10 protein-coding genes are annotated in these 13081 nt (G+C 72.3%); 7 read left to right on the top strand and 3 right to left on the bottom strand.

What is annotated here, in order from left to right:
* Positions 1 to 44: 44 nt before the first annotated feature.
* The gene (locus tag H297_RS0113840; RefSeq protein ID WP_027737545.1) at positions 45 to 1652 is read left to right on the top strand and encodes an alpha/beta fold hydrolase; all 1608 of its coding nucleotides are present in this window, start codon (positions 45 to 47) and stop codon (positions 1650 to 1652) included.
* A 56-nt stretch (positions 1653 to 1708) separates the two neighbouring features.
* Here H297_RS0113840 and H297_RS0113835 read toward each other — a convergent pair whose 3' ends face one another.
* Both H297_RS0113835 and H297_RS0113830 read right to left on the bottom strand, forming a co-directional pair.
* Entirely contained in the window at positions 1709 to 4273 is a 2565-nt protein-coding gene (locus tag H297_RS0113835) for an FtsX-like permease family protein (RefSeq protein WP_027737544.1), read from the bottom strand.
* A 10-nt stretch (positions 4274 to 4283) separates the two neighbouring features.
* Positions 4284 to 5045, bottom strand: a complete 762-nt coding sequence (locus H297_RS0113830; protein ID WP_199787194.1) for an ABC transporter ATP-binding protein — start codon at positions 5043 to 5045, stop codon at positions 4284 to 4286.
* A 466-nt stretch (positions 5046 to 5511) separates the two neighbouring features.
* Between H297_RS0113830 and H297_RS0113825 the strand changes: the two genes are divergently transcribed.
* The 5 genes from H297_RS0113825 to H297_RS0113805 all read left to right on the top strand — a co-directional run bounded on the left by H297_RS0113825 (position 5512) and on the right by H297_RS0113805 (position 10212).
* Positions 5512 to 5904 (top strand): SgcJ/EcaC family oxidoreductase, encoded by a 393-nt coding sequence (locus H297_RS0113825; RefSeq protein ID WP_037794143.1) that lies wholly within the window; start codon positions 5512 to 5514, stop codon positions 5902 to 5904.
* Between the two features lie 935 nt (positions 5905 to 6839).
* A complete protein-coding gene (locus H297_RS36240) occupies positions 6840 to 7427 on the top strand; it encodes a MarR family transcriptional regulator (RefSeq protein WP_078514032.1) in 588 nt (195 codons plus the stop codon).
* A gap of 130 nt (positions 7428 to 7557) precedes the next feature.
* Positions 7558 to 8979 carry an MFS transporter gene (locus tag H297_RS0113815; RefSeq protein ID WP_027737541.1) on the top strand — a complete coding sequence of 474 codons (1422 nt, stop codon included), beginning with the start codon at positions 7558 to 7560 and terminating at the stop codon, positions 8977 to 8979.
* A gap of 58 nt (positions 8980 to 9037) precedes the next feature.
* Entirely contained in the window at positions 9038 to 9598 is a 561-nt protein-coding gene (locus H297_RS0113810) for an isochorismatase family protein (protein ID WP_027737540.1), read from the top strand.
* 116 nt (positions 9599 to 9714) lie between these two features.
* On the top strand, positions 9715 to 10212 hold the full coding sequence (locus H297_RS0113805; RefSeq protein ID WP_027737539.1) for a cupin domain-containing protein: 498 nt from the start codon (positions 9715 to 9717) through the stop codon (positions 10210 to 10212).
* A gap of 3 nt (positions 10213 to 10215) precedes the next feature.
* Here H297_RS0113805 and ggt read toward each other — a convergent pair whose 3' ends face one another.
* On the bottom strand, positions 10216 to 11964 hold the full coding sequence (ggt, locus tag H297_RS0113800) for a gamma-glutamyltransferase (RefSeq protein WP_106959626.1): 1749 nt from the start codon (positions 11962 to 11964) through the stop codon (positions 10216 to 10218).
* A 333-nt stretch (positions 11965 to 12297) separates the two neighbouring features.
* Between ggt and H297_RS0113795 the strand changes: the two genes are divergently transcribed.
* The gene (locus H297_RS0113795) at positions 12298 to 13059 is read left to right on the top strand and encodes a hypothetical protein (protein WP_027737537.1); all 762 of its coding nucleotides are present in this window, start codon (positions 12298 to 12300) and stop codon (positions 13057 to 13059) included.
* Positions 13060 to 13081: the final 22 nt, after the last annotated feature.

The following is a 13081-nucleotide window of genomic DNA, read 5'->3' as shown; positions in this document are numbered from 1 at the left end:
GTCACTTTCCTGCCCGGACCACCCGACGACGTCTGGAGCCGTGCATGCGCCCCACCCCCACCGCAGTGCGTTACGCCTCGGTCCTCCTCGCCGGAACGCTCGCCACCACCGGCCTCACCCTCACCCCCGCAACGGCCGTCCAGCCCAGCGCGCCCGCCGGTGGCGCCACCGCGTCCGGCGTCACCGGCATCCGGTTCGTCGACATCGAGGGCGACGGCGGCATCACCCTCAAGGCCAACGTCGCCCTCCCCCAGGGCGCCACCGCCGACTCCGCGCACAGCTACCCCCTGATCGTGCTGCCCACGAGCTGGGGCGTGCCGCAGGTCGAATATCTCGCCCAGGCCAAGAAACTCGCCGACGCCGGCTACGTCGTCGTCAGCTACAACTCGCGCGGTTTCTGGCAGTCCGGCGGCGAGATCGAGGTCGGCGGCCCCGAGGACGTCGCCGACGCCTCCCGCGTCATCGACTGGGCGCTCGCCCACACCCCAGCCGACAAGAACCACGTCGGCATGGCCGGCGTCTCCTACGGCGCCGGCATCAGCCTGCTGGCAGCCGGTCACGACCCACGGATCAAGGCCGTTACCGCGCTCAGCGGCTGGGCGGACCTCATCGACTCGATCTACAGCGGCCGCACCCAGCACGTCCAGGCCGCCGGGCTGCTCGGCGGCTCGGGCGCACTCACCGGGCGGCCCAGCCCCGAACTGCGTCAGGTTCTCCAGGACTTCCTCGCCTCCCGCCTCGACAAGGAGGACGAGATGATCGCGTGGGGCAAGAAGCGCTCCCCCGCGACCTACCTCGACAAGATCAACGACAACGGCGCCGCCATCATGCTCGGCAACGCCTGGAGCGACTCGATCTTTCCGCCCAACCAGTACGCCGACTTCTACGAGAAGCTGCGCGGCCCCAAGCGGCTGGAGTTCCGCCCCGGCGACCACGCCACTGCCGAGGCCACGGGGCTGCTCGGGCTCCCCAACGACACCTGGTCGCACGCCCACGACTGGTTCGACCGCTACCTCAAGGGCGAGCACAACGGCATCGACACCGAGCCCCCCGTCCAGCTCAAGTCCCGGTCGACAGGCGCCTACGAGGGCTACAGGAGCTGGAAGGACGTCTCCTCCGGACAGCGGACCGTCGCACTCGGCGAGAAGCAGGAGCCGGCCACCGGCAAGAACTCCGGTGCCGACGGCGGCACCATGTTCCTGACGGGGCTGCTGGACCAGTTCCTCAAGCTGCCGCCCACCGTCTCCGTGCCGCTGCTGCCGCGCTCCCGCGCCGCCGTGTGGGAGTCGGAACGGTACGGCGAGGACACCCATGTGCGCGGAACGGCGAAGCTGCACACCACCGTCACCAGCACCGCGAAGGAAGGCAGCTTCTACGCCTACCTCTACGACGTCGGCCCGCTCGGCACCGGCAAGCTGGTCACCCACGCCCCCTACACCTTCCACGACCGCACCCCCGGCACGCCGTTCGCCGTGGACCTCGACCTCTTCTCCACCGCGTACGACGTGCCCAAGGGCCACAAGCTCGCCGTCGTCGTCGACACCGTCGACCCCCTCTACGCCGAGTACAACCCGGACGGGGCGCGGCTGGCCTTCTCCTCGCCGGCCGGCGATCCGTCACGGATGACGGTGCCGACCGGCAAGGGCAGCTAGGCGCGCCCGCGGCGGATCATCTGCGGCGTGGCCGGTGCGGCCACCGGCCACGCCGGTCACTCACGCGCGTTCACCGCGTCGATGGGGCGGCCCCGCAGCGCCGAGCGGGTCGGCAGGCTGATCGACAGCCAGCCCAGGAGGGCCACGAAGGCCACGATGCCGCCCAGGGCCAGCGGTTGCACGTACGGGATCGGCTGGCCCGTCAAGGCCAGGGCGATGCCCACGGACGGCGGGACGGCGAGGGCCACGCCGACGGCGATCGCGGTCAGGATCACGACCCAGGACTCCTGGAACATCATGCGCCGTGTCTGCCGCTCGCTGGTGCCGATCAGCCGCAGCATGGCGAACTCCCTGCTGCGGCCCGTTGTCGCCATGACCAGGGTGTTCACCACGGCGATGAGGACGTAGAGCATCAGCAGCGCGTTGGCGATGAGGTTCGTCCACGACTGCTGGGCGAACTGGCCCTGCTGGACGGCGCCGAACTCCTGCGGGCTGTGCACCGCGAGTCCGGGCGTGTGCTCGGCCAGCTTGTCCAGCCCGGCCTTCACCTGCCCGGCCGCGTCGCCGCTGCCGGCGCTGACCAGCAGTGCTGCGTCCTGCTGGTCGGCGGTGTGCTCGGTCAGCATCCGGTGCGGGAGGGTGACGTCGCCGAAGCCGAGTCCGTTGCCGTAGACGGCGACGACCTTCAGCTTCTTGTGCACCCCGTCACCGAGGTTGATGTCGGCGGTGTCACCGAGGTCCAGCCGCCCGGTGTCGGCGGCACTCCAGCTGAGCGCCACCGTGTCGCCCCGCAGCTTGTCCATGCTGCCCTCGCGCACGTCCAGGTCGAGCGTGCGGTCCAGGTCGCGCGGGTCCAGTCCCTGGGCACTCAAGGGGTTGGAGGCCGGCTTGTCGATCTCGATGTAGTTGAGCAGCACCTGCGAGCGGGCCACCGGCGTGGCGGTCCCGACACCGTCGAGGGCGCGGACCTGCCGCGTCAGGCCGGTGGACAGGCCCGTGGTGTCGCTGGTGACCACGTAGTCGGAGACGACACCGGTCGCCGCCTGGTCCTTCGCCGTCGTCTCGACAGTGCTCAGCATCGACAGCTGCATCAGCGCCATCGAGGTGCCCAGCGCCAGGGGCACGACCGCGCTGCTGAGCCGGCGGGCGTTGGCGTTGCTGTTGGCCATGGCCAAAAAGCCGCTCACCCGGGACCGCTTGAGAAGCGGCGCCAACAGCCGGGTCGCCGACTGCACCAGGACGGGGCAGATCAGCGCGCTGCCCACCATGAGCACCACCAGCGAGCCCCCGGCCCCGGCAATCGCCGCCTGCCCCGGTATCAGCAGCGGCATCACGATCGACGCCACCAGTCCCAGCAGGATCAGGCCCACGCCGACGGTCTTGCGGGTGCTGCCCAGCTCCTCCGACTCCGCCTCGGACTCGCTCAGTGCCTCCACCGGCTGGATCCGGGCGATCCGGAACGCGGCGATGAACCCGGCCACCCGCGCGCCCAGCACGGACAGCAGCACGGCAGCGACGGCGGGCAACGGGTTGAGGGACAGTTCGAAGTCCTGCGGCAGCACACCGACATGCGCGAAGGCGTCCCGCAGCAACCCGGAGACCAGGAAGCCGGGCACCGCGCCCAGCACCGCCCCGGCGACCGCCACCAGCAGCACCTCGCTGCCGATCAGCTTGTGCACCTGACGCGGTGTCGCCGCGATGGCACGCAGCATCGCCAGTTCCCGGCGGCGCTGGTGGATGACCAGGCCGAGGGTGGAGGAGACGACGAAGATGACGACGCCGAGTGCCGTGCCGCCGAACGAGGCGGACAGCGGAACGAGGAAGCTGCGGGACTCACCGACATCCAGGAGCTCCACGTCGCCCCTCTCGTCACCGGTGTAGGTGACGATGTCGGCCCCCGTGACGGCGTCCTCGATCTTCCCGGCCAGGTCGCCCGCGTCGACCCCGTCCGCACCCAGGACGCCGATCGCCGTCAGCCGGTCGGGACGCTGGGAGAGGTCGGCGGCCTGTGCGTCGGTGAAGAACGCGGCCGACTGCCGGTCCAGGCCGTTCGCGGGCGCGTCGACCAGCCCGACGACCTTGTAGACGTGCGCAGTCGTACCGACCGAGAGCCGCGCGGTGTCCCCGACCTCAAGTCCGGCACGGTGGGCGAGCCCGGTGTCCAGCACCGTCTCCCCGGCGCTGCCCGGCCTGCTGCCCTCGGCCAGCTCGAAGGGGCCCAGCGCCGCGGAGGACCAGCCGTGGCCGTAGAGCGGGTGGTCCAGCCGCACGGTCCTGCCCCGTGCACTCCCGTCGTCCTTGTGCAGGTTCATCTCGACGGTGCGGTCGCGCACGACCTTCTCGACACCGTCGACGCGGGAGACCTGCTCGGCCGCCGACGCCGGCACGGTGACGCGCTCGGCGTAGTGCGGATCGAAGTTCTCCTTGACGTCCTTGGTCTGTTGGCCGCCGACCATCACGGTCGCACCGGCGTACCGCTCGGGGGCGACGCCCGAGAGCACCCCGGACATGAACAGGACGCCGCAGGCGGTGATGACGGCCGAACCACAGATCACGGCGATGAACGCCGCGATGAACCCGCCCTTGCGGTTCTTGATGGTGCTCCATGCGATGTCGAACACGAGCGCCGCCTCACCAGTCGCCGAGGTGCGTCATGTGCTCCGCGACCTGGGTCGGCGAGGGCTGGTTCAAGTGACCCGCCAGCCGGCCGTCGGCGAGGAAGAGCACCGTGTCCGCGTAGGAGGCGGCGACCGGGTCATGGGTGACCATGAGCACCGTCTGACCTATCTCGTCCACGATCTGCCGGAACAGCTTGAGGACCTCCTGGCTGGTGCGGGTGTCCAGTGCGCCCGTCGGCTCGTCGGCCAGCAGTGCGTCCGGCCGGGTCACCAGTGCGCGGGCGATCGCGACGCGCTGCTGCTGGCCGCCGGAGAGCTGGTTGGGCCGGCGGTCGACGTACCCGTTCATCCCCACCCGGGTCAGCACCTCGCGCAGCCACGCCTCGTCCACGGCCCGGTCCGCCAACCGCGCGACCAGGGTGACGTTCTGTCCGACCGTGAGCGCGGACATCAGGTTGTAGGCCTGGAAGACGTAGCCGATCCGCTCCCGGCGGATGGCCGTGAGCTCCGCCTCCTTCAGACCGGACAGCTCCGTGTCACCGAGGAAGACGTGGCCGGTGGTCGGCTGGTCGAGCCCGGCGACGCAGTGCAGGAAGGTGCTTTTACCGGAACCCGAGGGGCCCATGACAGCGGTGAAGGTGCCGCGCGGGACATCCAGGGAGATTCCCCGTAGCGCAGTGACGGCACTGTCCCCTTTGCCGTATGTTTTCGTAACGGAGTCCAGCCTCATGGCCGCTGTCCGCGTGCCCGCGGACCCTCCCCATACCGATGTCATGTTTCTTGCCTTTCCGGTTGTTGACGGCTTGACCGTATGCGAGAGCCAAGGGGACTTCGCGCCTCCGGAACCCCGTATCGAGGGTGGAGCCAGCTACACCCTCGACAGGGGGCCGGGCCCTCCCGAGCCGGCCCCGCCCGCGCGGTACGCGAAGACGCGGTTCGCCAACGCGACCGGCCGGAGGCGTACTTGCGGTACCGGACTGACGGGCCGTCAGGTCGCATAGCCCGTACCGCCCCGCGCGCCATGCGCACCGGCTACTGTGGCAATGTCACGCACCGCGGGACCGCCAACAGGAGTCACGGGTCATGAACGGCTCGGCGAACGTCGGCGACGCCACGGGGAGCGCGCCGGGACCTGCGAGGCCCGCAGTGCCTGAACGGGAGGTCCCGGAGTTTCTTCCTGGGCGACGCCGACGGCTGCGGGCCTTGACTTCAAGGCCAGTTGAAGTTTCAGAGTGACCGTCATGACCGCAGAAACCGCAGACATCAAGGCCATCGAGCAGGTCGTGGCCGCCGTCGAACGTGCTCAGCGCACCAAGGACGCCGAGCAGTTCCTTGCGCTCTTCCACCCCGACGCCCTCTGGACGACGGCCCACGGCAAGGTCCTCATCGGCTTCGACGCGATCGCCGCGTTCACCCGCGCCGTCCTGCCCGACGCGAAGTGGGACGGCGAGGTCACCTACGAGGCGGTGCACACGCAGTTCCTGCGGCCCGACGTGGCGGCCGTCAAGGTGCGGCAGGTCTGTCACTCGGCAGAGGGCGACACGGAGGGCGCCCCGCTCTACGTCATGACCAAGCAGGAAGACGGGACCTGGCTGCTGCACGCCTGCCAGAACACCGAAGTGCGGGTCGACTGAGGACCCGTCCCAGCGCATCGCGTACGGAGCCGGACGACCGACGCTGCTGCCGTGGGCCCCCGGGCGAGGACGCAGCCGCGTCCGTCGTCACGGTTGGCGACCGCACGGCTGCACTCGACCCGGTTGACCGAGCGCTCCGTGGCGGTGCGCTTCCGGTACGGGGGCTCGTCCGAGCCCGGTGGCCGTCCGCCGCGAAACCCTCCTTTCGGGCGGGCAACTCCTGTCCGTCGGCGGGCCGGTGGTAGACGCGTGGCGTGGCTGCGGGATCCCGTACCGCCGAGAGCCGCAGCGTGTCGTGGCCCACGGCGGTCACCGCCCACGCGGTAGCGGAGCCGGTGCAGCCGCCCATGTCGTCGCGGACGGCCTCGTCGGGACCGTACGTCAGCGTGTTCCCGTCGGCTCCGCCCAGTTGGGCGCGCTCTCGCACGTCCCGTCCGCCTCGTCGGTGAGGCGCAGAGTGGCCGTGCCCGCCCGGCCGCAGCCCACAGCGAGGGTCCCCCCGCCGCTCGCTCCCGGCAGCCGGGGCGCCTTCGGGGTGCTCCGGCGCGGCCCCGGGTTGCTCGGGCGTCGGCTCGGCGGAGCCCCGTTCCGCCCCGAGGGAGTCCCTTTCCGTCCCGCTGGAGCTCTGTTCCCTCCCCGTAGGGTCCGCGACCCGGCCCCGTCGGACCTCTGCACCGCCCCGGTGGAGCCCTGCCCCGTCCCGGCGGAGGTTCCGGTGGCGCCCTCTTCGGTCCCGGTGGTGGCCCCATGCCCTCTCCCCCGAGGCCACCGGCCGCCGTGGCAGCCGTCACACGTCCGATGGCACGCGACGGTACGGCCTGTGATCAGGCGGGAACCACGCGCGGTCCCGTCGCGATCGGCCGCCGTTTCACCGCCCTCTCCTCACTCGACAGGAAAACTTGCAAGTTTTCCTGTCGAAATCGTACGCTCGACGTATGGCCCGGGAGGACGAGGAACACACGCGGACCGACAGCGAGGCGGCAGCCGCCGACGGCGCTGCCGGAGGCCGGAGAGGTGCCGAGGCGGGCGACAGCTCGGCCGGCGGATCATCCGGCGACCCCTCCGGCAGCACGAGCGGCACCGAGCTCGCCGCCGAACTCGCCGCCGCCGTCGGCGCGCTCGGCAGACACCTGCGGGCCGCCTCACCCGCGGGTGCCCTCACCCCCACCCAGCGCTCCGTACTGGGCCGGCTCGCACGGACAGGGCCGACCACCATCGCCGCGCTCGCCCGCGCGGAGCTGGTCCGCCCGCAGTCCATGCGGATCACCGTGGGCGCCCTGGAGGAGCGCGGCATCCTCGCGCGCAGCCCGCACCCGACCGACGGGCGCCAGGTGGTCTTCGCCCTCACCGCGGAGGGCGAACGGACGCTGGAGGCCGTACGCCGTGCCAAGCACGACTGGCTCACCGACGCCCTCGCCACCCGCCTGGACGGCGCGGAACGGCGCACCCTCCTGGAGGCCACCGCCCTGCTGCGGCGGCTGATCGCCGAGGACGGGACCGCCGACCGGGACGACGCACAGTGAGCAGTACAGGCGGGGAGGGCCGCGCGGGCGGAGTGCGCCGCACAGCGGACCGGTCGGGCGGCAACGGCCGGACGGCCAGGAGCGCGGCGGGCCCGCGGCGCACACCGCCACGGGGAGGGGCGGAAGCGGAATGAGCGCGATACCCGAACCGGACACGGCGGCGCCCGGCACCGCCCGCGCCGCAGAACCCGGCGGCCCCGCGCGCGGCTTCGGCGCCCGGCTGATGACGCCGCTGCTGCTGGGCTCCCTGCTCAACCCGGTCAACTCCACGATGATCGCCACCGCCCTGGTGGTCATCGGCCGCGGTTTCGGCGTCGGTGCGGCCGACACCGCCTGGCTGGTCGCCTCCCTCTATCTCGCCAGCGCCGTCGCCCAGCCGACCATGGGCAGGCTGGCCGATCTGCTCGGACCACGCCGCGTCTTCCTCTCCGGCCTGGTGCTCGTCGCCGTGGCCGGGGTGGTGGGCACGGTCGCGCCCGCCTTCGGCTGGCTGGTCGTCTCCCGGGCGCTGCTCGGCGTCGGCACCTCGGCCGCCTACCCGTGCGCCATGGCGCTGCTGCGCGCCGAGGGGGAACGGCTGGACACCCAGGTGCCCCGCACCGTTCTGGCCCGCCTCTCGCTGGCGGCGCTCGGCAGCGCGGCGGTCGGTCCCGTCCTCGGCGGACTGCTGGCCGCCACCGCGGGCTGGCGGGCGATCTTCGCGGTCAACGTTCCGGTGTCTCTCGCCGGGCTGGGACTGGCCCTGCTGTGGCTGCCCGCGGACGCGCCGCGGGACGCCCGCAGGACGAGGCGGCCGGGCAGCTCCGTGGACACGCTGGGCATCCTCCTGTTCGGCGGCTCCCTGACCACGGCGATGCTCTTCCTGATGGAGCTCGCGCACCCGCGCTGGCCGCTGCTGGCGCCGTGCGCGCTGCTGACGGCCGCCTTCGTGTGGTGGCAGCTGCGCAGGCCGGAGCCGTTCCTGGACCTGCGGGTGCTGGCGCGGCACAGGCCGCTGGTGCTCACCTACCTCCGGCACGGGCTGACGTACCTGGTCATCTACTGCGTGATGTACGGCTTCGCGCAGTGGCTGGAGGAGTCGCACGGCTTCTCCTCCTTCCGCTCCGGGCTCGTCATGCTGCCGATGTCGCTCGCCGCCGCCGTCTGTTCACTCCTCGGCGCCCGTACGAGGGGCATCCGCGGCCCCCTCACCCTTGCGGCTGTCCTGCTGCTTGCCGGTGCGGGGACACTCGCCCTGGCACACGGCAGCACACCGCTGCCCGCGCTGCTGCTGGCCTCCGTGCTGTTCGGGCTGCCGCAGGGGCTGGCCGGCACCAGCAACCAGGCCGCCGTGAGCCGGCAGGCGCCCACCGGCGGGGTGGGCGCGGCCGCCGGACTCCAGCGCACCTCCCAGTACATGGGTGCCATCACCGCGTCCAGCCTCCTCGCCCTCTTCTACGGGCGGCAGGCCGACGACGCGGGCCTGCACCTGATAGCCGTGACGGCGGCCGTGCTCAGCGCCGTGCTGATCGTGCTGACCGTCACCGACCGTGCGCTGCGCGGCCGTTCGTAACACCCCCCGTATCGCCCTGCGGCCCGACCGGCCGCCGAATCCGTTCAAGGAGCACCCCATGTCCCTCACCCTGGACGCCCGCACAGCACTGGTCCTCATCGACCTGCAGAAGGGCATCGCCGGGATGCCGACCGTGCCGTATGCCGCGGACGACGTCGTCGAGCGCGGCGCTCGTCTGGCGGCGGCGTTCCGCGAGCGCGGGCTGCCGGTCGTCCTCGTCAACGTGAAGGGCGGCGCGCCGGGCCGTACCGCCGCCACCATGGGCGGGGGCGGCGAACGCCCGGCGGACTTCGCCGACCTGCGGCCCGAGCTGGACCCGCAGCCCACCGACATCCAGGTCACCAAGCAGAGCTGGGGCGCCTTCTACGGCACCTCCCTCGACCTGGAGCTGCGACGGCGCGGGGTCACCCAGATCGTGCTGGGCGGCATCGCCACCCGCTTCGGTGTCGAGTCCACGGCACGCGCCGCGCACGAGCACGGCTACAACGTGACCGTCGTCGAGGACGCCTGCACCGACATGGACGCCGACGGGCACCGGGCCTCCGTCACCGGTGTCTTCCCGAGGCTGGGCGAGACGGGCTCGGCCCAGGAGGTGCTGGCCGTACTGGCCGGCGCCTGACCCGGGGCACCGCCGGGCCGGGGCCGGGTGGACGCCTGCCGGGGTCTGCCGGAGGCAGAATGCGGGGCGAGGGGCGGGAGTGCAACGCGCCGCCGCCGATCCGCCGGGAGGCCCGTATGTCGCTGTTCGTGCCCGAGTTCGACGACGCGGTCGTCGTCCGTGCCGCCGAGGCCGAGGTGCTGGGACGCCAGGCTCCGTCGACCTTGACGCTGCTGGCCGACGCCGACCGGACCGGGGGCGCGCTCTCCACCCAGCGCGTCACCCTCCGCGACGGCGCGAACGGTGCCACCCCGCACCGGCACACCAAGTCGGCGGAGATGTTCTACATGCTGGACGGCACCGCCGAACTGCTCAGCGGCGACCAGGTCCGCACCGTGCAGCGGGGGGACCTGGTCGTCGTCCCACCGCACCAGGCGCACGCCTTCGCGGCCGCCCCGGGCCGGGACGCGGACCTGCTCATCGTCCTCGCCCCCGGGGTGGCCCGCTTCGACTACTTCCGCCACCTCCGCCGTGTCGCCGACGGCGAACTCCCCCCGGAGAGCCTGCTGGAGGTCCAGGAACAGTACGACAACCATTTCCTGCGCAGCGAGGTCTGGGAGCGTGCCCGCAACTGAGCGTCACCCGTGGGACGGGCGGACCACCATGGCGGAGCCGCCGCCCCTGCGCTCCGTCTCGGCCGCCGCCCGCCACCTGCCGTCCGGCAACCGCTGCACGCCGGTGGCCGCACCGATCTCGGCGCTCTTGCTGAAGGTGTGCCCCAGCTTCTCCAACTGCTTGCGCTCCGGACCGTCCAGGAAGGCCGGTTCGGCCTCCGTCTCCGCGGCGTTGCGCTGGCTGGCACGGGGCGCGGCGATGGCGTCGACCAGCGGCATGCCCCGGTCGAGATGGTTGGTGAGGGTCTGCAGCACGGTGGTGATGATGGTGGCGCCGCCGGGCGAGCCGAGCGCCAGCACCGGCTTGCCGTGCTTCAGCACGACGGTCGGCGACATCGAGGAGCGGGGCCGCTTGCCCGGGCCCGGCAGGTTCGGGTCGTACACGCCGGGTGTGGCGGGGGTGAAGGAGAAGTCCGTCAGCTCGTTGTTGAGCAGGAAGCCGCGACCGGGTACGGCCATGCCGCTGCCGCCGGTCTGCTCGATGGTCAGCGTGTAGGCGGCGACGTTGCCCCACTTGTCGGAGACCGTCAGGTGAGTGGTGTTCTCCCCCTCGTACGTGGTGGGCGCCGTCTGGTCCGCGTCCCCCCGGTCGCAGCCCTGCGGGTCGCGGGGATCGCCGGGCGCCACCGGGCTGTGCAGGGCCTTGTCGTCGTCGATGAGGCACGCGCGGGAGTCGGCGAACCTCTGCGAGGTCAACTCCTTGGTGGGTACGTCCTCCTGTGTCGGGTCACCCACCCAGCGGCCCCGGTCGGCGAACGCGATACGGCTCGCCTCCAGGTAGCGGTGCAGATACTCCTTCTTGCTCAGCGCGCCCAGGTCGCTGCGCTCCAGCATGTTGAGCGCCTCGGCAACGCTGGTGCCGCCGGAGGAGGAGGGCGCCATGCCGTACACGTCGAGCCCGCGGTAGGCGGTGCGGGTCGGCTGCTGCGACCGCGTCGTGTACGACGCGAGGTCCTCGGCCGTCAGATCGCCGGGCCGCACCTGGCGGTCCGCGCCGTCGGCCACGGCGGGTTCGCGCACCGTGCGCACGATGTCGCGGGCCAGCTTGCCGTGGTAGAGCGCTCCGGCGCCCTTGCGGGAGAGCAGGTCGTAGGTGCGGGCCAGGTCGGGGTTCTTCAGGGTGGAGCCGGTCCTGGGCAGCTTGCCGCCCGGCAGGAAGAGGTCCGCCGTCGCGGGGAAGTCCCGGAAGCGGTCCTCGTTGTCGGCGGTCTGCTCGCGGAACGTGTCGTCGACGGTGAACCCGTCCCGGGCCAGCTTCGTCGCCGGACGCAGCACCTTGGCCAGCGACTTGGTGCCGTAGGCGCGCAGGGCCTTCTGCCACGTCGCCGCGGTGCCCGGCGTGCCGACGCTCAGTCCGCTGGTGACGGCCTCGTCGAACGGAATGGCCTTGCCGTCCTCGGTGAGCAGCCGTTTGTCCGCGGACAGCGGCGCCTTCTCGCGGCCGTCGATGGTGTGCACCTTGCGGGAGGCCGCGTCGTAGTACACGAAGTACCCGCCGCCGCCCACACCCGCCGAGTACGGCTCCGTCACGCCGAGCGCGGCGGCGGTCGCCACCGCCGCGTCCGCCGCCGTACCGCCGTGCTTGAGCACGTCGAGGCCGGCGGCGGAGGCGTCGGCGTCGACGCTGGAGACGGCGCCTCCGTAGCCCGTGGCGACGGGGGTCTTGGCGGGCGGGCCGTCCCGCCCGTCCGCCGCGTGCGGGGCCGCACCCATCAGGCCGGCGACCACGGCGCCGGTGCCGAGCAGGGCGACGGTGCCTCTCACCACCGCGGCACGGCGCCGGGAACGAGGGCCGGAAGAGGTCGTCACAGCAGGAGCCTCCTTGGAACGTCGGTGGCGGGGCGCCGGAGCGCGGTCCGCGCAGCCTAATGCTCTTGACGCGAATGCGTCAGCACCCTGTGGCCATGCGGAGAGACCGCTTCCGCCACCCGGTCGGCCGCCCGCCCGAACCCCGAGGTCCCTCGGCGCCGTGAGGGCGAGGTCGTACGCTCCCCGACGCCCGGCCGCCCAGGACAGGGCTTACGCTGCCGCGTCAGGGAGGGCGTCATGGACGACAACGTGCGGGAGATCGTGCTGGGACTGGTCGCGGCGGCGATCACGGCCGGGGTGGGCTGGTTCGCCCGCACCACGGTCTGGCGGCGGAAACTCCACCGTCGACAGCGGTTCTTCGGAATGCCGAGGAACTCCTCGTGCCTGCTGGTGGTCAACCACGACCCGGCGGCCGACAGCGGCGCGGTCGCCCGCGACGACGTGTTCGCGCTGCTGGAGCTCTCCGCCCTCGTCAAGGACTGCGGCGCCAGGGCGGACGTGGTGGCGCACGACGCCACCCGTCAGGGGTTCGGCGAGCACACCGAGTTCTGTCTGGGCGGACCGGGCTCCAACCGGCGTACGGCGGCTCACATGAGGATGCTGCTGCCGGGGGTGACGGTCAACACGGAAGCCGAACCGGGCCCGGACCGGGCTGCGTTCACCGTGGCAGGTGAGCACTACCGGATGCGCAAGGGCGAGGTCGAGCATGTGCTGCTGGCCCGGCTCACCGGCAGCGCCTCCGTGGGCGGGGAACCGGACGGCGGGCGCGGCGCGCGCGAGGAGGTGCGGCCCGTCTTTCTGATCTGCGGTCAGCGCTCCCTCACCAACCAGGCTGCCGCCCGCTACCTGGCGCGGCACCATGTGCGGCTGGCCCGCCGGCACCGACGGGGCGGCGACTTCTGCCTGCTGCTGAGAGTGCTCAACTCGCAGGCGTACGGCCCCGACGTGGTGGAGCTGGTGGCCGACGTGACACGGGAGGCGGTCACCAGGCCGGGCTGAGCCGCCACCCCGCAGGGCCGAG

This window comes from Streptomyces sp. CNT360 (assembly GCF_000424785.1).
Note: the sequence above shows the minus strand (reverse complement) of the source record. Positions and strands in the feature narration are given on the sequence as shown.